This window comes from Streptosporangium sp. 'caverna', assembly GCF_003203775.1.
In the GTDB taxonomy this organism is placed as follows: Bacteria; Actinomycetota; Actinomycetes; order Streptosporangiales; family Streptosporangiaceae; genus Streptosporangium; species Streptosporangium subroseum.
Genome location: NZ_CP029711.1, coordinates 1,540,354 through 1,563,733, shown reverse-complemented (window position 1 = coordinate 1,563,733; position 23,380 = coordinate 1,540,354). Strand labels below are relative to the sequence as shown.

Sequence of the window (23,380 nt, the reverse complement as noted above, 5' to 3'; positions counted from 1 at the left end):
CCGCTAATGTTCAGAACAACAGACCGCCAGTCTCTAACAAGTCGCGCAGGAGTCACTATGTACACCGTCCCCGACCAGAGCGGGAAGTTCGCCGTCGTCACCGGTGCCAACAGCGGCACCGGTAAGGAAGCCGTCCGGCGCCTCGCCTCCGCCGGGGCACGCGTGGTGATGGCCGTCCGCACGGTCGCCAAGGGCGAGCAGGCCCGCGCCGAGATCCTGGCGCGGCACCCACACGCCAACCTTGAGATCCGCCGGATCGACCTGGCCGACCTCGCCTCGGTCAAGGAGTTCGCCGACGGGCTCATCGCCGACGGCACCCCACTGGACCTGCTGATCAACAATGCCGGGGTGATGGCTCCGCCCACCCGTATGACCACGGCCGACGGCTTCGAGCTGCAGTTCGGCAGCAACTACCTCGGCCCCTTCGCCCTGACCGTCCGGCTCCTGCCGACGGTGCTCGCCGCCGCCGCGCCGCGCGTGGTCACCATGAGCAGCGGCACGGCCCACTACGGCCGGATCACCTTCGAGGACCTGCAGCGGGAGCGCCGCTACAGCCCCAACCGCGCCTACGCCCAGTCCAAGCTCGCCGACCTCATGCTCACCCGGCACCTCGCCGCCGTCGCCGCCCAGCGCGGCTGGAACCTGATGAGCAACGGCGCCCACCCCGGCTACACCCTCACCAACCTCCAGACGGCGGGCGCGAGCCTCGGAGGCGGCAGGCCGTCGCGCCTGCAGGCCCTGCTCAACACCGTCGTGCCCTCGCAGGGCGTCGAGCAGGGCACCGAGCCACTGCTGTACGCCGCCACCAGCCCCGAGGCCGTCACCGGCGGCTACTACGGTCCCGGCAGATGGGGCGGCCTGGTCGGCCCCACCGTCACCGCCCGCCCGCCCCGCAGGGCCCTGGACCCCGTGACCAACGCCCGCCTGTGGGCCGAGGCCGAACGCCTCACCGGCGTCACCCTGGCCGCCCACGTCGCCTGACCGAGGCCGGAGCCAGGACCTGACCCAGGCCGGAGCCGGAACCGGAGCCGGGGTCAGGCGACCTCGACGGTGATGGTGTGCCAGCCGGTGGCCCCGTCCGGGACAACGTCGGCCAGGGCCTCGGTCTGGGTGTAGCCGGTGGCGTCGGTGGCTCGCACCTGGATGACGTGGCTTCCCCGGACTGCGTCCCAGTCGTCGATCACCCACTGGCGCCAGGTGTCGGCCGTCGGCGCCTCGGCCAGCCGGGCCTGACGCCACGGCCCCTGGTCGACGCGCACCTCGACCGCGTCCACCCCCTTGTGCTGCGCCCAGGCGACGCCCGCGATCACCGTACGGCCCGCCGGGATGCTGTCGCCGTCATGCGGCAGGTCGATCCGCGACTCCGTCTTGATCGGCCCCTTGGCCGACCAGCCCCTGGACGTCCAGTAGGCCTCCTCCTGGTCGAACCGGCTGACCTTGATCTCCGTCACCCACTTGGTGGCCGAGACGTAACCGTAGAGGCCGGGGACGACCTGCCGGACCGGGAAGCCGTGGTCCACGGGGAGCGCCTCGCCGTTCATCCCGAAGGCCAGCATCGAGTCGCGGCCGTCGAGGACGATGTCGATCGGGGTGCCGGAGGTCCAGCCGTCGGCGGAGGTGTTGAGCAGCATGTCGGCGTTCTTCTGGATGCCCGCGTCGCGCAGGAGATCCGCCATGCGGACGCCCAGCCAGCGGGCGTTGCCGATGTACGGCCCGCCGACCTCGTTGGAGACGCAGCACAGCGTGACGTCGGCCTCCTCGATGGAGCGCTTCATCAGATCGGCGAAGGTGAGCTCGACGGGCCGGTCCACCAGGCCGTAGATCTTCAACGTCCAGTTGCGGGGGTCGACCTGGGGCACGATGAGGGCGGTGTCCACCCGGTAGAAGTCATTGTTCGGGGTGACGAACGGCGACAGCCCCTTGATCTTGAAGTCGACTCCGGCGGGAAGCGGGGCCATCGGGACCGCGGGTCGCGGCAGCGTGAGGTCGACCCTGGCCGCGCTCACCGCCGCCCGGCCCGACAGCATCTGCCCGGCCGCCCCCGCCACTCCGGCGACGACGGCACCCCCGATCACTCCGGTCAGCAGTCCTCGCCGGTCGAACGAACGGAGGTCGTTGCCCGCCCGCATGATCGGCGGCGCCGGCGCGTTCTGCCGCTCCGCCGTCTCCGTGCCGCTCTCCGCGGAGAAGGACGAGCCGGAGGGAGACGGGTTGGAGACGGGAGAGCCGGAGGCAGGAGGACTGGGGAGAGCCGAACCGGGAGGGCGGGAGACGGACGGGCGGGGGACGAAGGCGCGGTTGATGAGCCAGTGGAGCGCGAACATGGCTGCGCCGACGCCGGCCAGCGTGGGGACGACGTCCACGACGCCCGCGCCGGGGCGGGTCAGGACGGCGATGATCCCGATGACACCGAACGCGGCCAGGCCCGCCAGGCCGTACCGGATCTCGCGGAGGGCGAGGATGCCGAGGCCCGCGGCGAGCGCCGCGACGACCACGAAGATGCCGAGCAGCAGGATGTTCTTGTCGTTCTCCCCGAAGGCGCGGATCGCCCAGTCCTTGAGCCCGGCCGGGGTGAGGTCGACGGCGGCGTTGCCGACCGCGATGACGGGGAAGGCCGAGGCTTTCACCACACCCGCGACCAGCAGGGAGACCCCGACCGCCATCGCACCGGATACCAGGCCGATCAGCGCCGCCGCCCACAGGGGCGTGCGCCTGTTGCTCTTCATGCTCCGACGCTACGCCCCCCGGGGACCGTAAGATCTTACGCGCCGATTACAGCCCGGCCCGGACCCGCCGTCATCGGGGCGCCAGGCTCTCCGCCGCATCGATCGAGCTTGATTCTCGCGCCGCCGGGCCCTCGGAGGAATCCGGCTGCCCCGCGCCTTCTACAGCGTAGATCGATCTTCGCCGACTCTCGCGCCGCCCGGCCCCGAAAGGAACCCGGCGGCCCCGCGCTTTCCACAGCGTCGATCGATCCTGGTCCTCGCCGATTCCCGTTCCAGTCCAGAGAGGACCGGCTATCCGACCGTTTCCACGAGGATCGGGACCAGGGCGCGGAAGGCGCGGCCCCGGTGGCTGATGGCGTCCTTCTCCTGCGCCGACAGCTCGGCGGTCGTCCGGCTCTCCCCCTCGGGCACGAAGATCGGGTCGTAGCCGAAGCCGTTGCTCCCGCGCGGCGCGTCGATGATCACGCCGTACAGCGCGCCCTCGGCCACCCGCTCCTCCCCCGAAGGCAGGGCCAGCGCGGCGGCGCACGCGAAGTGGGCGCCGAGGCGCTCGCGCGGCACGTCCGACACCTGCGCGAGCAGCAGGTTCAGGTTCGCCTCGTCGTCACCGTGCCTGCCGGACCAGCGAGCGGAGAAGATGCCCGGCATGCCGTTCAGCGCGTCCACGCACAGGCCGGAGTCGTCGGCGATCGCGGGAAGGCCGGACTGCTTGGCGACCGCATGGGCCTTGAGCAGGGCGTTCTCGGCGAATGTCAGGCCGGTCTCGGCGACGTCGCCGATCTCGGGGAACTCCTCAAGACCGACGATCTCGATGGGCACCGAGGCGTCGGCCAGAATCCGGCGGAGCTCGACGATCTTCCCTGCGTTACGGGTGGCCAGGACCACTCGCGCGCTCACGCCAGCGTCTCCCGCTGCAGACGGGTGAGCTCCGCGCATCCGGCGATGCCGAGGTCGAGCAGCTCGTCCAATGCGGCGCGGTTGAACGGCTTGCCCTCGGCCGTGCCCTGAACCTCGACGAACTCGCCCGATCCCGTCATCACGACGTTCATGTCGGTCTCGGCCGCGACGTCCTCGGTGTAGCAGAGGTCCAGCAGCGGCGTGGATCCGACGACGCCGACCGACACGGCGGCGATCGAGTCGATCAGCGGGTCGCCGCTGCACATCTTCCGCTCGCGCATCCAGCTCACCGCGTCGGCCAGCGCCACGTAGGCTCCGGTGATCGCGGCGGTACGGGTGCCGCCGTCTGCCTGGAGCACGTCACAGTCGATGACGATCGAGTTTTCGCCCAGGGTCTTGTAGTCGACGCAGGCCCGCAGGGAGCGGCCGATCAGGCGGGAGATCTCGTGCGTCCGGCCGCCGATCTTGCCGCGCACCGACTCGCGGTCGTTACGGGTGTTCGTGGCCCGCGGCAGCATGGCGTACTCGGCCGTGACCCAGCCCTGGCCACTGCCCCGGCGCCAGCGTGGCACGCTGTCCTGCACGGAGGCGGCGCAGAGCACCTTGGTGCCGCCGAACTCGACGAGCACCGACCCTTCGGCGTGTGCGAGCCAACCACGGGTGATGGTGACGGGGCGGAGTTGATCGGGAGAACGTCCATCTGCGCGAGCCATGAAACTCACCCTAGGTCATACGTGGCCCCACTCCGTGCGAGCTCCGTCCGTCCCCCGAACCCACCCCGGGAGGCGTCCTCCAGGATTTGGCCGCAGTCGTTCCAGGGCACGAGATGGGTCAGCACCAGTGTCCCCACGTCCGCCCTCGCCGCGTGCTCGGCGGCCTGCCGGCCGTTCAGATGGAGATCATGGGGAAGGTCGGGCTTGTCCAGGAACGATGCCTCGCACAGGAGCACGTCAGCCCCCGCGGCGAGCTTGACCAGCTCTGCGGACTCACCGGTGTCACCCGAGTAGGCCACCGAGCGCCCGCCGTACGAGACCCTGAACCCGTAGGTCTCCACCGGGTGGTTCACCAGCGCGGCCGTCACCTCGAACGGACCCACCTCGAACACCCGGGGCGTCAGCCCGATGAAGTCGAAGGCGGTCTCCAGCCGTGGTTCGTCGGGCATGGCGTAGGCGGACGACAGCCGCTGCGGCGCGTCGGCGGGAGCGTAGACCGGCACCCGGGGCTGCGGGCCCTGCGGGGAGTAGGTGCGCACCACGTGGTAAGGACACATGTCGAGGCAGTGGTCGGCATGTAGGTGGGACAGGCAGATCGCGTCCACGTCGTAGAGACCGATGTGCCTCTGCAGCGCGCCGAGCGCGCCGTTGCCGAAGTCCAGCAGCATGCGGAACCCCTCGGCCTCCAGCAGATAGCAGGAGGAAGGGCTGTTCGGGCCGGGGAAACTTCCCGAGCACCCGATGATTGTCAATTTCAAGGCGGCCTCCTACTCTCCCATTGCGACGCTACGCGTCACAGTTCGGGCACCGGTGACCGGCGTCTTCTCACGCCGCTCATCCGCTGTGCCCATTCGGTCCTCGGTTCAGATCACCGGAGCTTCCTCACGAGAACCGTCCAGTCCATTGGTGGAAACATCCCCCACTACTGCGACTTCGACCGCCTCGATCTCAGGTCCGAGGAACCTGCGTCCGAGTTGGGCGAAGACGCTCGCGTCACCGGTGGCACGGAAACGGTGCTCAGGCGCGCCCCCTACGGCGGCCATGCCCCGGTCGTGCAGGATCCGGTAGACGTCCTTGGCCGTCTCGTCGGCGCTGGACACGAGGGTGACCCCGTTTCCCACGACGTAGGAGATCGGCCCGGTGAGCAGTGGGTAGTGCGTGCATCCCAGAATCAACGTGTCGCATCCGTCGTCCAGAATCGGCTTCATGTAACCGCGGATGACCTCGATGAGCTCGTCGCTCATCGTCTCTCCCCGTTCCACGAACTCCACCAGCCGGGGAGCCGCCACTCCGGTCAGCCGGACGTCGGGTGCCGCGGCGAACGCGTCGTGATACGCCATCGACTCGATCGTGGCCCGGGTCCCGATCACTCCGACCCTGCCGTTGCGGGTGGCCCGTACGGCACGGCGCGTCGCCGGTTGGATCACCTCGACGACCGGCACGTCATAGCGTTCGCGCGCGTCCCGCAGCACTGCCGCGCTGGCGCTGTTGCACGCGATCACCAGCATCTTGACGTCGTGTTCGACGAGGTGATCCATCACTTCCAGCGCGTAGGAACGGACCTGCGCGATGGTCTTGGGGCCGTACGGCTGCCGCGCGGTGTCGGCCACGTAGAAGATCGATTCGTTGGGTAACTGATCGATGATCGCCCTGGCCACCGTGAGACCGCCCACGCCACTGTCAAATATTCCAATACTCGCTTGCGACACGGTTCCCAAGGTTAGGCGACCTGGGCCGATAGATCACGGTAAGAATCCTCACATCGACGATTCTCATCTCAGGGATAGCCGTTCCACCGTGCCCGGCCCAGAGGCCGGCGCGCGGCCCCGTCGGGCGGCGCCGTGCCCGGACCGATCGCGCCGGCTTCCGGCCGTCGCCGGCTCAGCCGCGCCCGACCCGGGCCAGTTGACGGGACTGCGCGACCAGGCGACCGGTGGAGTCGCGGACCTCCACGTCCTCGTCGAACCAGCCGTCGCTGATCATGCGGCCGCTGCCGAGCAGGGTGAGCCAGCCCGGGGCGGGTAAGGCGCGCAGGTGCCAGGTGAGGTCGACCGTGGGCGCCCAGCCGCGCTCTCCGGCGGAGAAGACCACCGGCGGGAGCACGTCCACGGCCAGGGCCAGCACATACGGGTCGGGATCCTGCGGCTCGGCCATCCGGAAGTAGGCGCGGCCCTCGGGGCGTCCGGTGGGCCTTCCGTCAAGCCAGCCGATGGTGGGCGGGTCGAACGCCATCTCCATCTGCTCGTTGAGCGTCATGTTCGACTCGGGCTTGGGATCGGGCAGCCTGACGCACTGCTCCAGAGGCGGCATGACCGCCGAGGGACCGTCCATCCAGTCGGGGACGACGTCGGCGAGGGTCGCCGTTGTGACGAGGGTCTCGATGAAGGACCTGTCGTCCTGGATCAGGGTGGCGCGGGTCATCGTGGCAGTGCGACCGGCCTTGATCTGCTCCAACCGCACCCGGGCGGGACCGGGCCGGGGCGCGCGCAGGAACTGCGCGCTGGTGGTCACCGGGTGCTCGTGAGAGGAGGCGTCCACGACGGCGCGCAGGATCACGGCCATCAGGTAACCACCGTTGAGCGGACCACCGACCGAGTATCCGGGGTCCAGCGACACGTCGTAGGTGTTCTCGTCCACCCGGACGGCCCGTGTCGCCTCATCGAACTTCGTCATCCACGCTCCCGAACCTTGTTCTAGAGAACTCACCCTACCCATTCCGGGTGAACCTCGCCTCCCCGACCTCTCAAACGTGTCGCTAACAGGGAAAACGTGCTTTCACCAAAAGACCGGCAACCATTTTCAGGGAGGTGCCGGAAGGTTCTCGGAGCCACTCTCGGCAGGTCTCGGAGAGGTTCGCGAGGAGGGCCGCGGAGGGTCTTCGGGAGGTTTTCCAGGGGGGCGGGGGATGGCGGCCCCCGATGATGCCGGGGTCCATCCGCAACCCGGGCGACCGGGCGAGCCGATTGTTCATAACAATGTTCCGGCTCTTCTACGACGTTCTGCAACGGGGGCGATTTGGTCTTCCGAGACGCCATGGCCACCACCGAAAACGACGGGATCGTGCCGATGAAGCTGGTCCAGGCCCTGGAAGGGCCTGATTCGGCTTAGACGAAGCAATCACGCAGTTAGTTCAATGCAAGCCGATTGCTAGCAATGTGCACTAACTTACTTCTCTATATCCGAGAAACCCACATTGTGAGTGAGCATGCCTGCCAATAACCCCCCCGACCAGTCGCCTACGCCGGATGAGCAATCCGACAGGACGATCGCCTACCGCAGGAACGAGGGTGGGCAGCAGAACGATCAGCCATACGCCCAGAACCATCCCCAGCAGGGCGGCTACCCGCAGCCGGCCCAGCCTGGATACCCCCAGCCCGGCTACCCGCAGCAGCCTGGCTACCCGCAGCAGAACGCGGGGGGTCAGGCCCAGCCCGGCTACACCCAGCAGCCCCCGGGGGGCTACCAGCAGGCCCAGCCCGGCTACACCCAGCCCGGTTACACCCAGCAGGGTCACACCCAGCAGGGTCACCAGCAGCCGGCCTACGGACAGCAGGCTTACGGCCAGCAGGCCGGTGGACAGCAGCCCGGCTACGGGCAGCCGACCTATGGGCAGCCCGCCTACGGACAGCAGGCCGGCTGGCAACAGCAGGGCCCCGACTACCTGAGCACCGGACAGCCGCCCGCACCGCCCACCCGCAAGGGTGGCAAGGGCTGGCTGCTCGCGGCGATCGCCGCGCTGATCGTGGTCCTCGTGGGCGGTGGCGGTGTCTTCGCGGTCAACCTGCTCAGTGGCGGCGGCACGCAGCCGCACGATGTCCTGCCCGGCGATGCCATGGGGTACGTGCGTCTCGACCTCGACCCGGCGGCGAACCAGAAGCTGGCGCTGTTCAGCATCGCGCGGAAGTTCACCGTCACCAAGGACTCCTTCAGCGGCGACGACCCGCGCGCGGCCATCTTCGACCTGATCAAGAAGGACAACCAGGACCTCAGCAAGATCGACTACGCCGCCGACGTCCAGCCCTGGCTCGGCGAACGCATCGGCCTGGCCGTGCTCGCTCCCCCCAAGGGCAACCCCACGCCCGGCGTCGTGGTGGCCGTTCAGGTCACCGACGAGGCCGCGGCCAAGACGGGGATCGCCAAGCTGATGGGCGAGGAGAAGTACGGCATCGCCTTCCGCGAGGACTACGCGCTCCTCACCCCCACCCAGGCGGAGGCCGACCAGGCCGTCGGTGCCCCGCCGCTGGCGGAGAACGCCAACTTCTCCGAGGACCTGAGCGCCCTCGGCGAGACCGGCGTGCTTTCCTTCTGGATGGACGCGAGCAAGATCGCGGCACTCGCCCCCGAGCTGGCCGCCGCGGACGACACCGCCCTCGCCCAGATCAAGAACCTTCGCGTGGCGGGCGCGCTCCGCTTCGACGGCGACTACGTCGAGCTGGCCGGCATCGGCCGGGGCGCGCAGAACCTGGACATGGGCACCCCCGAGCCCTCCCGGATCAGCGTGCTTCCGGCCTCCACCGCCGGTGCGGTCTCGATCTCCGGCCTCGGTGACGTGATCGGCAAACAGTGGGCAGAGATCATGAAGTCGGCCGAAAAGACCGGCGGCGTGTCCTTCAAGCAGTTCGCCGAGCAGGCCCAGCAGAAGTACGGGCTGACGCTCCCCGACGACCTGGCGACGCTGCTCGGCAAGAACCTCACCCTGGCCCTGGACGGAACCGGCCTCGACGGTAACCAGCCCAGGTTCGGCGCCCGGATCGTCACCGACCCGGCCAAGGCCCAGGAGGTCGTCGGCAAGATCGAGAAGTTCCTGGCCGACTCCGGGACCGCCGTCCCGCAGCTCGCCAAGACTCCCGGTGACGGCACCTACGTCCTGGCCAGCGCGCAGGACTACGCCGCCGAGCTCGCCAAGGACGGCACGCTGGGCGACAGCGAGAGCTTCAAGATCGCGATCCCCAATGCCGACGAGGCGACCTTCGCGGTCTACGTCGACCTGGACAAGGTCGAGAAGTTTTACCTCCAGGGCCTGCAGGGCGACGACAAGGCCAACCTCCAGACCCTGCGCGCCGTGGGCATGAGCGGCACCCAGTCCGGCAGCGACTCCTCGTTCGCCCTGAGGGTCCTGTTCAACTAAGCGGCTCCAGCCGGTGATCGGCGATCTCAGCCGACCGGAGACGACAAGGGCGGGCGCCCCCATCGGGGACGCCCGCCCTTGTCGTCGGCCCTGTCATCTCAGGACCCGTTCACATCAGAAGCCCGTTCGTCTCGGAGCCCGTTCGCTCTCGACCCCGTCGTCTCAGGGCCTGTTCACTCCAGGAACCGCGTTCTTCTCGGAGCCCGTTCGCTCCCGGCTCTGTCGTCTCAGGGCCTGTTCACGCCGGAGCCGGATCCATCTCGGGGTTCGTTCGCGGCGGGGCCGGTCACGCCCAGAGCTGGCCTTCGAGTCGCTCCTCGGCCTCGTCCAGCGTCCCCTCGTAGGCGCCGGTGGACAGGTATTTCCACCCGCCGTCCGCCACCACGAACGCGATGTCGGCCCGCTCCCCTGCCTGAACGGCCTTGCTCGCCATGCCGAGGGCGGCGTGCAGGGCCGCGCCGGTGGAGACACCGGCGAAGATGCCCTCGGTGCTCAGCAGTTCCCTCGTGCGCCGGAGCGCGTCAGCGGAGGAGACGGAGAAGCGCGTGGTCAGGACATCGGGATCGTAGAGTTCCGGGATGAAGCCCTCGTCGACGTTGCGCAGGCCGTACACCAGCTCGCCGTAACGCGGCTCAGCGGCGACGATCTTCACGTCGGGGACGCGCTCGCGCAGGAACCGGCCGACGCCCATCAGCGTGCCCGTGGTGCCGAGACCGGCCACGAAGTGGGTGACGGACGGGAGGTCCTCAAGGATCTCCGGGCCCGTCGACTCGTAGTGGGAACGCCAGTTGGCCGGGTTGCCGTACTGGTAGAGCATCACCCAGTCCGGGTTCTCCGCGGCCAGGCCCTTGGCGACCCTGACCGCCTCGTTGGAACCACCCGCCGCGGGAGAGGAGATAATCTTCGCCCCCCACATGCGCAGGAGCTGGCGGCGCTCCTCGGAGGTGTTCTCCGGCATCACGCAGATCAGCTTGTAGCCCTTGAGCCGGGCGGACATCGCCAGCGAGATGCCGGTGTTGCCGCTCGTGGGTTCGAGGATGGTGCAGCCCGGCTGGAGGAGCCCGTCCTTCTCGGCCTGCTCGATCATCCACAGCGCCGGGCGGTCCTTGATCGAACCTGTCGGGTTGCGGTCTTCGAGCTTGGCCCAGATCCGCACGTCCTGCGAGGGGGACAGCCGGGGCAGCCCGACCAGGGGCGTGCGGCCGACCGAGTCGATCAGTGAGTCAAAGCGCATGATGTACGGCTTCCGCATCGTGCCAACGAACAGGGAACATCAGCGGGCGCCGCCGGCCCGGTGGGGCAGGCGGCGCTGTGCGACTAGCGGGCGCCGCCGGCCACGGCGGGCAGGACGGTGACCGTGTCGCCGTCCGCGACCGGGGTCTCCAGCCCGCCCAGAAAGCGGACGTCCTCGTCGTTCAGGTACACGTTCACGAAGCGGCGCAGCGCGCCCTTGTCGATCAGACGGTCCTTCAGCCCGGGGTGCCCGGCCTCCAGATCGTCGATCAGCTCCTCCAGCGTGGCGCCCTTGGCGTCCACGGCCTTGGCTCCGTCGGTGTAGGTGCGCAGGATGGTCGGAATGCGGATCTCGATGGCCATCGCGGGTCAATCTCCTTGTGTCGTCAGTCGTCATGGGAGTGCCGCCCACCGGATTCAGAACACCGGCGGGCACGGGAGGATTCCGGAATACCGGGTCAGCGACAGTCGTAGACGACGACGGACGGGGTGTGCGCGAACAGGAAGTTCTGTACCGGCGCGACATCCGCTTGCCGCGCCCACGCACCGGGACGCGAGAGCACGACGTCCTCCGGGCTCGGGTCAGCGGTCAACATGCTTGCCAGTTTACCCATCCCCGCACGGCCGTATCGGTCAGCGGGCCGCCGATCACCCCAAAGTGATCGTGACCTCTTCCTCGTTCACGACCCCGTCGACGATCCGGTACGAGCGGAACTCCGCCTTCTCCCCCAGCTCCTCGCGGGTGGAGACCAGCACGTAATGGGCGTTCGGCTCGGAGGCGTAGCTGATGTCGGTGCGGGAGGGGTAGGCCTCGGTCGCGGTGTGCGAGTGATAGATGATCACCGGCTCCTCGTCGAGGTCGTCCATCTCCCGCCAGACGCGCAGCTGTTCCAGCGAGTCGAAGCGGTAGAACGTGGGCGACCGCTCGGCGTTCTCCATCGCGACGAACCGCTCGGGGGAGTCCGAGCCGATCGGCCCGGCGATCACGCCACAGGCCTCGTCCGGGTGGTCGGCCCGGGCATGCGCGATGATCTTGTCAACCAGTTCCCGAGAGATGGTGAGCATGTCTGGAAGTTACCAAAGGGCACGGACCAGGGTGTCCTGGAGGTAGGTCAACCAGTCGTAAGTGACATACGCCGGGTAGCGGGGATCGTCCTCCGGCATCTCGGCGATCTCGTCATGGATCTCCTCGGTCACCTCCAGCCGGGTGCCGAGCGCCAGCCGTACGTCGTTCAGCGCGCGCATCCACGCCTGCGCCTGCTCCTGGGTGAGCTCCACCCGGCCGGGCTCGGCGCTGTCGAGCATGGTCTGGGCGTCGGCCCGCTTGCCGTCGCGCAGGGTCGCCTCGGTGTAGCGGCGGAACTCCGCGGACTGCTCATGATCCTCGTAGGCCGAGGGGAACAGCCGGGCCAGCACCGGATCGGTGGACTGCTCGGACGAGCCGATGCCGAGCGCCCGCTCCAGGGGGTCGTCTCCGGTCTCCCCCGGCTCGATCAGGCCGAGGATCTGGGAGACCAGCGAGCGCAGGATCGAGACCTCGGCCGCGTCGAAGACCGTGATCACACCGCCCCTGCGTCCAGGCATGAACCCCGAGCTCACTTCTCACCCACCACTCTTCGCCGGCCTCGCGGGAGGCTCGAACGCCGCCCGTCGCGCGACGAGCCGGACCTGGTCCGCCGACCGCTCATGAATCCCGCTGAACGGTCGCCCACAGGCCGTAGGAGTGCATGATCTGCACGTCGCGCTCCATCTCCTCGCGGGTACCGCTGGACACAACGGCCCGGCCCTTGTGATGCACGTCCAGCATCAGCTTCTCCGCCTTCTCCTTCGAGTAACCGAAGACGGACTGAAAGACATAGGTCACATAGGACATCAGGTTGACGGGGTCATTCCAGACGATCGTCAACCATGGCAGATCGGGCCGTACGTCGATTGACGGACGCTCGACCTCCGTTGGAGCGGTGCTACCCACATTCACCAGTCTGCCCTACCCCGGCCTTAGTCTTCGACTCATGACGATGGCCATGAGCAGTGCGTTGCTTACTGATCACTATGAGCTGACGATGCTGGAGGCCTCATTGCGCAGCGGGGCCGCATCGCGGCGCGCGGTGTTCGAGGTCTTCGCGCGGCAACTGCCCGGAGGACGGCGATACGGGGTGGTCGCGGGGACCGGCCGCGTTCTTGAGACGCTGGAGCATTTCCGCTTCGAAGACGAGGATCTCACCTTCCTCAGGGACAACCATGTGGTCGACGCGCGCACCCTGGAGTTTCTCGCCGACTACCGGTTCTCCGGACACCTGTACGGCTATGCCGAGGGTGAGTGTTACTTCCCCGGCTCTCCGATCATGACCGTGGAGGGCACGTTCGCCGAGGCCGTGCTCCTCGAGACGGTGATCCTGTCGGTCCTCAACCATGACTGCGCGATCGCCACCGCGGCCTCCCGGATGATCCACGCCGCCGGATCCAGGCCGCTCATCGAGATGGGATCGCGGCGCACCCACGAGATGTCGGCCGTGGCCGCCGCCCGGGCCGCCTACCTGGCCGGGTTCTCCGCCACCTCCAACCTCATGGCCGGCCACGCGTACGGCGTGCCGACCGCCGGGACCGCGGCCCACGCCTTCACGCTCCTGCACGACTCCGAGGAACAGGCCTTCCAGGCCCAGATCAACTCGCTCGGCACCGGCACCACGCTGCTCGTGGACACCTACGACGTGGCGCAGGCCGTACGGACCGCGGTGGATCTGGCCGGCCCCAGCCTGGGCGCCGTCCGCCTCGACTCCGGCGACCTGGCCCAGGTCGCCCACGAGGTCCGCGAGCAGCTTGACGCGCTGGGGGCGCACAAGACCCGGATCATCGTCACCAGCGACCTGGACGAGTACGCCATCGCGGCACTGGCCTCCGCCCCCGTGGACGTCTACGGCGTCGGCACCTCGCTCGTCACCGGCTCCGGCTCGCCCACGGCCGCGCTGGTCTACAAGCTCGTGGCCCGCGAGGACGCCGACGGGATCATGCGGCCGGTCGCCAAGAAGTCGGTGGGCAAACCCAGCAGGGGCGGTCGCAAGGACGCCTTCCGCAAGCTCGACGCCACCGGAACGGCGATCGCCGAGCTGGTCACCGTCGCAGGCGACCCGCCCGCGGATGCACGCCCGCTCCAGGTCCAGCTGGTCAAGGACGGCGAGGTCGTCGGCCGGGAGACCCTGGAGAAGATCCGCGGGCGGCACCGCGACGCGGTCGCCGAGCTCCCGGCCCCTGCCCATCAGCTGTCCCGGGGTTACGCCGCGATCCCGACCATGTTTGACTAGGGCGCGTGGCCACCGCATTGATCATCACCGATGTCCAGAACGACTTCTGCGAGGGCGGCAGCCTGGCGGTGAGCGGCGGCAGCGAGGTGGCCGCCGCCATCTCCCTGCACGCCGCCTCACACCACTACGACCACATCGTGGCCACCCGGGATTTCCACGTGGATCCCGGCGCCCACTTCTCCGCCGAACCGGACTACTTGAACACCTGGCCCATCCACTGCGTGGCCGGCACCTCGGGTGCGGACTTTCACCCGGCCCTCGACACGGCACGTGTCGAGGAGGTGTTCAGCAAGGGCGCCCACGCCGCCGCCTACAGCGGCTTCGAGGGCGCCTCCTCCGACGGCTCGAGCCTCGCCGACTGGCTCTCCGAACGCCAGGTGGACACGGTGGACGTCGTCGGCATCGCCACCGACCACTGCGTACGGGCCACCGCCCTGGACGCGGCCAGGAACGGCCTGGCCGTACAGGTGCTGCTGGATCTGACCGCCGGAGTGGCCGCTCCGACCACCAAGGCCGCCCTGTCCGAGCTCGACTCCGCCGGAGTCCTGCTCACCGGCACCCCGGTGGTCCGCTCGGCCTGACCGACGCCCTCAGCTCGGCGGCATCCCCAGCCACTGGATGATCCGATCGAGCTTCCCGTCCATGCCCCTGAAGTCCTCCTTGAGACCTGCCACGTCCTCCTTCAGGACCGACACATCCTCCTTCAGGACCGACACATCCTCCTTCAGGACCGACACGTCCTCCTTCAGGACCGACACATCGTCCTGGACCTTCTTGAGTTCCTCCTTGGTGGCGAGGGTGTCCATCCTCGTCATGACCTGCTCGAACATCGGAGCCACGTACTCCCGGATCTCCACGCGCATCAACTCTGACAACATGCGACCTCTTTCGAACGAAAATACCTGGGCGCCGGTGGAGGGGGCCGGAGATGGTCGTGGGCCAGACGACTTCAAGGATCGTAACGCTTGGAATGCGCACGATCACCGATTGGATATGAAAGGTTAAACACCGTCGCGACCCGGTGCGACAGGAGTATCACGGAGAGTTGCAATCCTCATACCACCGGTGGTGATCTCACGTGTTCGTGCTCGGTATCTCATGGCTGGTCCTGACCCCTCTGTGCCTGTGGAATCTGTTCAGAGGCGGGACGCTGATCCGGCTGACGAGCGTCATGGTGCTGGTCTCGCTGGAGGCGGCCACGATCTGGGCCAGTTCGGCCGCCCAGCCTCCCGAGCCGACTCCGGTCGCCGCGTCCCCGTTCTCTGCGGCCCCTGCGACCCCTGCGACCCCTGCGGCGAAAGGTATCCGGCAGGCGGCATCCTGCCCCACCCGGCTGCCCGCCCCTGAGCGGGCGCGATTGGCCCGGCACCAGGGCACGCTGCGCAGCATGACGTTGTTCTGGGCGGCCAGGACGGACGAGTGTGGCACCGCGACCGTCGTCCTGCGCCACGGGAAGCGTGCGATCAAGGTCTGGATGCACGAGGGAGACATGAAGCGCAGGCCCACCGGCGCCAGGACGCTCCCGGTGAGCGTGGCGGACGGAGTGGCCTCCATGAAGGTGCCCCTCGCGCCGCCGCTGCTCGACACGGGGGAGCTCAGGGCGATCGACGGCCGGAGCGGCAGACCGATCGCCCTGCGTTGAGCAGGTTGCGTCCTGGGCGGGACCGCCGGGTGGCCATCGGGACCGCCGGGTAGGCCCCTAGTGGGACCGCGCTGGACGGCCCATTGGGAACCCCGCCTGGTGACCCCTGATGGGGAACCCGCTGGGTGACCCGTTGGACCCGCCGGGTGGCCCCTAGTGAGACCGCTGGGTGGCCCATTGGCGGATCTTGCCGATCCGCTCCTGGATCTGCTCGGCGGAGGCCTGCGCGATGGCCGGGCCGCCACAGGCCCGGCGGAGCTCGGCGTGGATGACGCCGTGGGGCTGCCCGGTGCGGTGGTTCCAGGCTCCGACCAGGCCGTTGAGCTCCTTGCGGAGGTTGGCGATGAGCTCGTGCGGAGTGATCTGAGGCTCTTTGGGCTCGGGCTTGTTCCGCTTGGCCTTGAGCTGGTCGGACTGGCGCTTGCTCAGCAGGGTCCGCACCTGGTCGGGCTCCAGCAGCCCGGGGAGTCCGAGGAAATCCTCCTCCTCGGGGGAGCCGGTCTCGGCGGCGCTGCCGAACTCGCCGCCGTCGAAGAGCACCCGGTCGAAGGTGGCGACCGCCTCCAGGGTCTCGAACGGCAGCTCGTCACCCAGGACATCCGGATTGTCCTTCTGGCGCTGGGCGTCTTCGAGGAGGAGGTCGTCGAGCCCCTCCTCGGGCAGCTTGCGGTCGAGCACGTGGTCGCGCTCGGTCTCCATCTCCCCTGCCAGCCCCATCAGGGTCGGCACCGAGGGCAGGAACACCGAGGCGAACTCCCCTCGCTTGCGCGCGCGGACGAAACGACCGACGGCCTGCGCGAAGAACAGCGGGGTCGAGATGCTCGTGGCGTAGACGCCGACGGCCAGGCGTGGGATGTCGACGCCCTCGGACACCATCCTGACCGCGACCATCCAGCGGTCCGGGGCGTCGGCGAACTGCTTGATCTTCTTTGACGCCTCCGGATCGTCGGAGAGCACGACGGTGGCGCCCTCTCCGGTGATCGCCCGGATGTGCTTGGCGTAGGCGCGGGCGGTCTCGTGGTCGGTGGCGATGACCAGGGCGCCCGCGTCGGGAACGCCCCTGCGGACCTCGGTCAGCCGCCTGTCCGCCGCCGTGAGCACCTGCCGGATCCAGTCGCCCTTCGGGTCGAGCGCGGCCTTCCACGCCTGGCCGAGCTGGTCCTTGGTCAGCGGGGTGCCGAGGGTCGCGGCGATCTCGTCGCCCGCGCGGGTCCGCCAGCGCATCTCACCCGCGTATGCGAGGAAGATGACCGGCCGGACGACACCGTCGGCGAGGGCGGGGCCGTATCCGTAGGAGTAGTCGGAGACGCTGCGGCGGACGCCGTCGCCGTCTTCCGCATAGGTGACGAACGGGATCGGGTTGACGTCGGACCGAAAGGGGGTCCCGGTCAGCGCGAGACGCCGCGCGGCGGGCTCGAACGCGTCACGCACGCCGTCGCCCCAGGACTTCGCGTCGCCGGCGTGGTGAACCTCGTCGAAGATCACGAGCGTCTTGCGGGCCTCGGTCCGGGCGCGGTGCAGGGCGGGGTGCATGGAGACCTGGGCGTAGGTGATGGCCACCCCGACGTAGTCACGGGAGGTCGTGCCCTGGCTGTTCTTGAACTCGGGATCGATGGCGATGCCGACCCTGGCCGCGGCATCCGCCCACTGCTGCTTCAGGTGCTCCGTTGGTGTGACGATGGTCACGGCCCGGATGATCCCCCGCGCCAGAAGATCGCTGACGATGCGGAGCGCGAAGGTCGTCTTGCCCGCGCCCGGCGTGGCGACCGCGAGAAAGTCTCGCGGTTCACGGCTGGAGTACAGGTCAAATGCCTCCTGCTGCCATGCGCGAAGCTTCGGCGCGGTGCCCCAGGCGGCACGGTCCGGATATGAGGGCGACAGATGGGATGCGGCGAAAGTGCTCACAGTGTCATCAGCGTAATCGGCGTCACCGACAAGACGTGCCGATCCGCTGAGATCCTCGCCAAGGTCGCCTCCGCGTGCTAGAGATTTCCGGATCTTGTACGGCTGCGCCTCCGGCGCCCCTGGACGCTCTCAGCGCCACGCCCTCGACGCCCTCGGCGCCCCGGAACCTCACGGCGCCCCGGACGTCTTCCGCCGACCCGGAACCTCCCGCGCCCGCAGCACCTCCCGACGACCCTGGAAACGCTCCTCGGCAGCCCGCTCGCGGGGACGTGGCAAAGTCCCGGCGCACGGCCGCCAGGGCGCCTGCGAGCGCCGTGAGGACGCCGGTGTGAACCGTCCGCGAACGCCCCCGCCCGGCCGGCCCGGCGCCGTCAGCGAATTCCCAAGATCACCACATCGAGCGCGGCCCGCAACCTGAGGTCGTCCGGCTGGGCCACGGCGACCACGACGACAGGGCGCCCTCCGGAACCCGTGAGAAATACCACATTGAGATAGGCCGGCCGATTGACCACGTCCCGATACACCGCGCGCAGGGAGCGGCTGTGGCCGGTCCGCCCGCCCACCGTGATCGGCTGGTCGTCCAGGACCTCCACCTCGTCGCCGTGGAGCAGCAGCCGCGCATACAGCTCGCTGAGCTCGACCGTCGCCTTGCGCACATCGGCCACCGGCTCTCCCGGCCTGACCATCACCGTCGCCGTCCCGCCGTTGCCCGCCGCCGAGGTGAACGCGGTGACCGGCGGAACCGTCCCCGCGAGCCAGCCATCGGGCAGCGAATAGCTCACGCCCGCGGCCGTGTCGATCACGCTGCCGGCCGGGGAGGAGGGAGAAGGCAGGACCCGCAGCACCAGGACGACCGCTCCGGCGACGATCCCCCCGCAGACCGCCAGGGCGAGCGACGCGAGCAGGACGCGCCGCATCCGGTTGCCGGTCCGGCGCGGCGGCGGAGGCACGGGCATGCCGTACCAGCGAGCCGAGGGCGGAAGGTCGTCCCCGGGCTCGGGTATCCGGGGAGGCCAGGACATGCCGGACCGGTTTCCCGCCTGCGCGGACTCCTCGGGCGGTCGCTGCCACTCGTCGCTCCGCCCGGAATCATCCGGTGGGCGCGCCCGGCGAGGTCGTTCGTGCACGACGCCTCCTCCCGGCGGTCACGGTCCTACCGTCCTACCATGCATGCCAGGGCGCGGTCCGGCTATGGGTGCTCGCCGTTATAGGAGGATCAATGAGTCAGGAGACGTCCCGCATGCGTCCGGCGACGGTCACTCCGATCAGTCCTACGGCGGCCATCAGGGCGACGATCGTGGTGTAGCCGGTGGCGATGTCGTCGTGGCCGATCAGGTTGACCAGGACCCCGCCGAAGCCGATCGTGAGCGCGCTGCCCAGGGTGTCGACGACCTGCAGGGCCGCGGAGTTCGCGCCCTGCTCCGCGTCGGGCGACTGGAGCATCGCGGTCACGTTGACGCTGGTGATGCCGATGCCCATGCCGAATCCGGCGACGACCCAGGCGGGCACGACGACCCATCCGGTGATCCCGGGAACGAGTGCGAGCGACGTCAGCAGGATTCCCGTGGTGACCGCGGTGGCGCCGAGCCGTACGAGCAGGGGCCGGTCGTAGACGCGACGGGTCTGCAGGTAGGAGCCGGCCGTCCAGCCCAGGGCGCCGAGGGTGAGCGCGATCCCCGCGTTCAGGACCGAGAAGTCCCGCTCCTCGGTGAGGAACAGCGGGATGAACGCGTTGACCCCGAAGAACGCCGCCGAGAGCACGCCGCGCATCATGACCGTGGTGGGCAGGCCCCGGCCGAACCTGAGCGCCTTCGGGGGCAGCAGCCTCGGCAGGCCCACGGCCAGCGCGACCAGTCCGGCGACGGTGGCGATCCCGCCGGACACCGGGGTGGTGTGCAGCCGGTCCACGCCGTACAGCAGCACCCCGGCACCGGCCGCCGTGGCCATCGCCGACAGGGTCATCGCCAGCGGCCGGGATCGGGGGCCCGTCCCGGGCTCGGGCGCCGGCCCCTGCCCGGTGCGCAGCGCGGGCAGGAGCATCACCATGGCCGGGATCACCAGCGGCACGATGCCGTAGAAGACCCACCGCCAGCCGGCCGTCTCGGCGATGAGCCCGCCGACGCCGGGCCCGATCAGGGCCGGGAGCACCCAGGCGGCCGACAGCGCGGCGAACACCTTGGGCCGGGCGGCGGGGACGTAGACACGCGCGATCATCACGTAGATCGCCACGATGACCGCGCCGCCGCCCAGTCCCTGGACGGCGCGCGCCAGGATGAACAGTTCCTTGGACCCGGCCGCGCCGGCCAGCGCCATTCCGACCACGAACAGGCTCACGCCGAGGAGGAAGGGCAGGGCGTGGCCTCGCCGGTCAGACCACAGCCCGGCGGCGACGTTGGCGAACAGGCCGGCGATGAGAAAGGCGGAAAAGCTCATGCCGTACAGGTCGAGCGCGTTGAGGTCCTTGGAGACGGCGGGCATCACAGCGCCGACGGACATGCCCTCGAAGGCGATCAGCGTGACGACGAGCAGTATGCCAAGGGACGCCGTACGGTATTCGGAACCGAAGATCCGCGGGGGGGTGTATGGAGTGTCAAGTGTCTTCGGTGCTGTCACCTGTCAAGGGTAATGTCCGTCTTCACGCGCCGGTAGGCGGACCACGTCTCCTGCATCCTGAGCGCCTGTCCGGCGGTGAACTCCGACATGCAACGGTCGTCGGAGTAGTCCATGAAGTTGTGGATCGGGTCCGGCCCGCCGCCCTCGCAGGTGTCCTTGTCGATCACGCAGCCGTCGGTGGCCACGGCCTCGGGTGAGGTGTCGGCGATCCCGTCGCCCGGCGACGCGCAACCGTTCTCGAAGGTGTGCAGCAGTCCGAACCAGTGGCCGATCTCGTGAACTCCCGTGAACCCGCGGTCGAAGCTGCGCAGCGATCCGCCGGGCAGGCTGCGCCAGTCGATGACCACTCCGTCGAGCATGGGCTCGGCCTTGTACCAGGCCGGGTAGGTGGAGTAGCCGAGCACCAGTTGGCCGAGCTGGGCGACGTAGAGGTTGAGGGTCTCCGGACCGCCCTTGCGCATCCGCTTGATCGCCCGCTCGTTGGTGAGCGGGTCACGGAACCAGAGCGCGTTGGTGGTGTGGGTGAGCCCGTCGAGCCTGAACCGGATTCCGGTGTCCACCCCGCCGAAGTGTCCGGAGTAGGCGGCGTTGAGCGTGGCGATCTGGTTGCGCACCGCGGTGTCCGACGCCCCCAGCAGACCGTCGGTGATGATGTGCACCCAGGTGGGAACCGTGATGGGGATCCGATGCTCGCGGGGGCTCGATCGGCGTGGCCTCGAGTCGGCGAGCATCTCGGCGACCTCCGCCGGGGGCGGCGCATGCGGCTCGACCCCTCGTCCGGGGGCCATGACCCGAGCGGGGTGGACACATCCAGGCAGCTCTGACATACCGGGCACAGCGGACGCCGAGATGGGGATGGGAGGAGCGGCGCCCGCTGTGAACAGGCATACCGAAATGACGGCGATTGCACGCCGGACCATGAACTCCCCCGAGAAGTCACACCTACTGATCGGTCGCCGCTCCCCAGCGACAACCTGACCGTAGCCTCATCGGTGGCGATCACCCATGAACAACACTCATTCCTTGTTGTCTTCGCCCTTGGGCAACCCTCCGTAGATCTCCTTGCACTCGGGGCAGACGGGAAACTTCTGCGGATCGCGGTTCGGCACCCAGACCTTGCCGCAGAGCGCGCGCACCGGGGTGCCGCTGAACGCGCTCTCCATGATCTTGTTCTTCTCGACGTAGTGGGCGAACCGCTCGTGATCGCCGTCGCCGTGCGACAGATCCGGCCGGATGTCGCTCTCGGTCTCTGGGAGAATCTTCGTGCTCATCCTGCTGATTTTAAGCCCGCATCACCGCGGTTCCGGCGTCGGCACTCGCCGAGGTCGCGTGCAGGCGCCGCCGTCCCGGCATGATGCCCCAGGCCGACGGGGTGACCAGGGTCTCCGTCCAGATCTCCGAACCGCCCCCCGTGAAATTGCCTCCGGAAACGGCTACGGCTCCCGCCTGGCGTGGCGGGAGCCGTACAGAGGGGGAAGACGCGGGGCCTTCGCGGGGGCCGTACGGGAAGAGCCGTCAGCCCAGGTGGACCTGGGCGCCGTCGGTCTTGCGGCCCGCCTTGACGAACAGCGCGAGCAGCGCCGCGAGTACGGCGACCGCCGTGCTGACCGTGAAGCCGACGTGCATGCCGTCCAGGAAGGACAGGTGCACGACGCCCTCGATGGCCCGCATGATCGGCTCGGGTGTCCCGGGAGCGGCGCCGGCCTGGGCGAACGAGGCGCCCTGGTTGACCAGTTCCTGTTGATCGGCGGAGAGCGCCGGCAGCTTGGCGTCCGCCCAGTAGCCCGGGAGCACGTCGGCCACCTTGCCCGCGACGATCGCACCGAGCACCGCGGTGCCCACCGAGCCGCCGACCTGCATCGCCGACTGCTGCACGCCGCCCGCGACACCGCTGAGCTCCTCGGGGGCGTTGCCCACGATGATCTCGGTGGCGCCGACCATCACCGGGGACAGGCCGAAGGCGAGCAGCGCGAACGGGATCGCGCTGTCCAGATAGCCGGCCTCCAGCCCCAGGCGGGAGAGCAGGAACATCGACACGGCGGTGATCAGCATGCCCGCGGAGATCGTGATCCTCGGGCCGAGCTTGCCGATGGCGAGGCCCGCCAGCGGCGAGGCGACGATCATTCCGGCGCTCATCGGGAGCATCCGCAGGCCCGACTGGAGCGGCGAGAGCCCGTGCACGCCCTGGAAGTAGAACGTGAGGAAGAACATCGCGCCGAACATCGAGAACGCCATCAGAATCATGAGGACCGTGCCGACCGCGACCGAGATGTTGCTGAACAGGCTGAGCGGGATCAGCGGCTCGGCGGCCTTGGTCTGCCAGTAGACGAACCCGGCGCCGAGCAGCGCGGCGGCGACCAGGAAGCCGAGCGTCTTGGCGTCGCCCCAGCCGTACTCGGGAGCCTTGATGATCGCCCAGATCAGGCAGAACATGGCGCCGGAGAGCAGGACCACGCCGAGCCAGTCGATCCTGGACAGGGAGGCGGCCTTGCTCTCCTTGACCACGAGGAGGCCGACGATCAGGGCGACGATGCCGACGGGGACGTTGATGAAGAAGACCGACTGCCAGCTCACGTTCTCCACCAGGAGACCGCCGATGAACGGGCCGGCGGCGCTGGACAGGCCGATCGTCGCTCCCCAGACGCCGATCGCCATGTTCAGCTTCTCGGCGGGGAAGGCGGCGCGGAGCAGCGCGAGCGCGGCGGGCTGCAGCAGCGCGCCGAAGAGTCCCTGGAGCACCCGGAAGGCGATCAGCCAGGTGATGGAGTCGGACAGGCCGATGGCGAGGGACGTGAGCGCGAAGCCGGCGATGCCGATCACGAAGATCCGCTTGTGCCCGAACAGGTCGCCGAGCTTGCCGGCCGTGATCAGGAACACGGCGAGCGCGAGCAGATAGCCGCTGGTCACCCACTGCAGGTCGGCGAGGGAGGCGTTGAGCTCCTTGCCGATCACGGGGTTGGCGATGGAGACGACGGTGCCGTCGAGCATCACCATCATCACGCCGAGCGACACCGCGAGCAGTGTGAGCCACGGGTGACCCTGCCTGGATGACCTGCCTGTGTGCGACGGCGGTGGTGCCGCCACCGTCTGGGCCTGTGCCATGGAAGGGTCCCCCTCGTGATCCGATCTGCCCCCGCATGAGGCATCAACCGCAGGTAATTTATGTCAGCTCATGACATGTGACAAATCCTTTTATGAGACAGAGGATGACATATGGCAGA

The 23,380-nt window shown here is 68.9% G+C and carries 24 protein-coding genes; 5 read left to right on the top strand and 19 right to left on the bottom strand.

All coding sequences use genetic code 11. The annotated features are described in order from the left end of the window. Positions 1-57 precede the first annotated feature (57 nt). Positions 58-981 carry an SDR family oxidoreductase gene (locus DKM19_RS07015; RefSeq protein ID WP_110695009.1) on the top strand — a complete coding sequence of 308 codons (924 nt, stop codon included), beginning with the start codon at positions 58-60 and terminating at the stop codon, positions 979-981. 53 nt (positions 982-1,034) lie between these two features. On the opposite strand, the gene DKM19_RS07010 is transcribed toward DKM19_RS07015, so the two are convergent. The 6 genes from DKM19_RS07010 to DKM19_RS06985 form a co-directional block, all read right to left on the bottom strand. After that, a complete protein-coding gene (locus tag DKM19_RS07010; protein ID WP_110695008.1) occupies positions 1,035-2,726 on the bottom strand; it encodes a molybdopterin-dependent oxidoreductase in 1,692 nt (563 codons plus the stop codon). 291 nt (positions 2,727-3,017) lie between these two features. Beyond that, complete coding sequence (rdgB, locus tag DKM19_RS07005; protein WP_110695007.1) at positions 3,018-3,662, bottom strand: RdgB/HAM1 family non-canonical purine NTP pyrophosphatase; 645 nt, start codon at positions 3,660-3,662, stop codon at positions 3,018-3,020. After that, positions 3,620-4,336, bottom strand: coding sequence for a ribonuclease PH (gene rph / locus DKM19_RS07000; RefSeq protein ID WP_089208119.1), 717 nt, complete (start codon positions 4,334-4,336; stop codon positions 3,620-3,622). Before rph ends, rdgB begins: the two co-directional genes overlap by 43 nt. 5 nt (positions 4,337-4,341) lie before the next feature. Further along, positions 4,342-5,094 carry an MBL fold metallo-hydrolase gene (locus tag DKM19_RS06995; protein ID WP_110695006.1) on the bottom strand — a complete coding sequence of 251 codons (753 nt, stop codon included), beginning with the start codon at positions 5,092-5,094 and terminating at the stop codon, positions 4,342-4,344. Positions 5,095-5,199: 105 nt separating this feature from the next. Next, a complete protein-coding gene (gene murI / locus DKM19_RS06990) occupies positions 5,200-6,054 on the bottom strand; it encodes a glutamate racemase (RefSeq protein ID WP_369988216.1) in 855 nt (284 codons plus the stop codon). Between the two features lie 163 nt (positions 6,055-6,217). Further along, entirely contained in the window at positions 6,218-7,009 is a 792-nt protein-coding gene (locus DKM19_RS06985) for a thioesterase family protein (protein WP_110695005.1), read from the bottom strand. A gap of 532 nt (positions 7,010-7,541) precedes the next feature. Here DKM19_RS06985 and DKM19_RS06980 point away from each other — a divergent pair. Next, a complete protein-coding gene (locus DKM19_RS06980) occupies positions 7,542-9,464 on the top strand; it encodes a DUF3352 domain-containing protein (protein ID WP_110695004.1) in 1,923 nt (640 codons plus the stop codon). 286 nt (positions 9,465-9,750) lie between these two features. On the opposite strand, the gene DKM19_RS06975 is transcribed toward DKM19_RS06980, so the two are convergent. The 6 genes from DKM19_RS06975 to clpS all read right to left on the bottom strand — a co-directional run bounded on the left by DKM19_RS06975 (position 9,751) and on the right by clpS (position 12,669). Continuing rightward, positions 9,751-10,698 carry a PLP-dependent cysteine synthase family protein gene (locus DKM19_RS06975; protein ID WP_089208118.1) on the bottom strand — a complete coding sequence of 316 codons (948 nt, stop codon included), beginning with the start codon at positions 10,696-10,698 and terminating at the stop codon, positions 9,751-9,753. An 83-nt stretch (positions 10,699-10,781) separates the two neighbouring features. Continuing rightward, positions 10,782-11,060, bottom strand: a complete 279-nt coding sequence (locus tag DKM19_RS06970) for a MoaD/ThiS family protein (protein WP_110695003.1) — start codon at positions 11,058-11,060, stop codon at positions 10,782-10,784. A gap of 95 nt (positions 11,061-11,155) precedes the next feature. Next, positions 11,156-11,293 carry a hypothetical protein gene (locus DKM19_RS49315; RefSeq protein WP_162641340.1) on the bottom strand — a complete coding sequence of 46 codons (138 nt, stop codon included), beginning with the start codon at positions 11,291-11,293 and terminating at the stop codon, positions 11,156-11,158. A gap of 52 nt (positions 11,294-11,345) precedes the next feature. Continuing rightward, entirely contained in the window at positions 11,346-11,762 is a 417-nt protein-coding gene (locus DKM19_RS06965; protein ID WP_110695002.1) for a Mov34/MPN/PAD-1 family protein, read from the bottom strand. Between the two features lie 9 nt (positions 11,763-11,771). Beyond that, positions 11,772-12,281: a DUF2017 domain-containing protein gene (locus DKM19_RS06960; RefSeq protein ID WP_110705523.1), complete on the bottom strand. Its 510-nt coding sequence runs from the start codon at positions 12,279-12,281 to the stop codon at positions 11,772-11,774. Positions 12,282-12,381: 100 nt separating this feature from the next. After that, positions 12,382-12,669, bottom strand: coding sequence for an ATP-dependent Clp protease adapter ClpS (gene clpS, locus DKM19_RS06955; RefSeq protein ID WP_089208117.1), 288 nt, complete (start codon positions 12,667-12,669; stop codon positions 12,382-12,384). Positions 12,670-12,709: 40 nt separating this feature from the next. Here clpS and DKM19_RS06950 point away from each other — a divergent pair, with 40 nt between their 5' ends. After that, a complete protein-coding gene (locus tag DKM19_RS06950) occupies positions 12,710-13,999 on the top strand; it encodes a nicotinate phosphoribosyltransferase (protein ID WP_110695001.1) in 1,290 nt (429 codons plus the stop codon). A gap of 5 nt (positions 14,000-14,004) precedes the next feature. After that, the gene (locus DKM19_RS06945; protein WP_110695000.1) at positions 14,005-14,580 is read left to right on the top strand and encodes an isochorismatase family protein; all 576 of its coding nucleotides are present in this window, start codon (positions 14,005-14,007) and stop codon (positions 14,578-14,580) included. 9 nt (positions 14,581-14,589) lie between these two features. On the opposite strand, the gene DKM19_RS06940 is transcribed toward DKM19_RS06945, so the two are convergent. Continuing rightward, entirely contained in the window at positions 14,590-14,877 is a 288-nt protein-coding gene (locus DKM19_RS06940; protein WP_110694999.1) for a hypothetical protein, read from the bottom strand. Positions 14,878-15,077: 200 nt separating this feature from the next. Here DKM19_RS06940 and DKM19_RS06935 point away from each other — a divergent pair, with 200 nt between their 5' ends. After that, a complete protein-coding gene (locus tag DKM19_RS06935; protein ID WP_110694998.1) occupies positions 15,078-15,641 on the top strand; it encodes a hypothetical protein in 564 nt (187 codons plus the stop codon). 153 nt (positions 15,642-15,794) lie between these two features. Here the strand turns inward: DKM19_RS06935 and DKM19_RS06930 are convergent, their stop codons facing one another. From DKM19_RS06930 to DKM19_RS06905, 6 genes are all read right to left on the bottom strand, one after another. Continuing rightward, positions 15,795-17,546, bottom strand: coding sequence for a DEAD/DEAH box helicase (locus DKM19_RS06930; protein ID WP_204358681.1), 1,752 nt, complete (start codon positions 17,544-17,546; stop codon positions 15,795-15,797). 371 nt (positions 17,547-17,917) lie between these two features. Next, positions 17,918-18,673, bottom strand: a complete 756-nt coding sequence (locus tag DKM19_RS06925; RefSeq protein ID WP_162641339.1) for a hypothetical protein — start codon at positions 18,671-18,673, stop codon at positions 17,918-17,920. A gap of 97 nt (positions 18,674-18,770) precedes the next feature. Then, positions 18,771-20,159 (bottom strand): MFS transporter, encoded by a 1,389-nt coding sequence (locus tag DKM19_RS06920; RefSeq protein WP_110694996.1) that lies wholly within the window; start codon positions 20,157-20,159, stop codon positions 18,771-18,773. Continuing rightward, positions 20,156-20,890: a zinc metalloprotease gene (locus tag DKM19_RS06915; RefSeq protein ID WP_239514122.1), complete on the bottom strand. Its 735-nt coding sequence runs from the start codon at positions 20,888-20,890 to the stop codon at positions 20,156-20,158. Before DKM19_RS06915 ends, DKM19_RS06920 begins: the two co-directional genes overlap by 4 nt. Before the next feature lie 285 nt (positions 20,891-21,175). After that, positions 21,176-21,430: a DUF3039 domain-containing protein gene (locus tag DKM19_RS06910; protein ID WP_089211177.1), complete on the bottom strand. Its 255-nt coding sequence runs from the start codon at positions 21,428-21,430 to the stop codon at positions 21,176-21,178. A 244-nt stretch (positions 21,431-21,674) separates the two neighbouring features. After that, positions 21,675-23,261: a DHA2 family efflux MFS transporter permease subunit gene (locus DKM19_RS06905; protein ID WP_110694994.1), complete on the bottom strand. Its 1,587-nt coding sequence runs from the start codon at positions 23,259-23,261 to the stop codon at positions 21,675-21,677. Between the last annotated feature and the right edge of the window lie 119 nt (positions 23,262-23,380).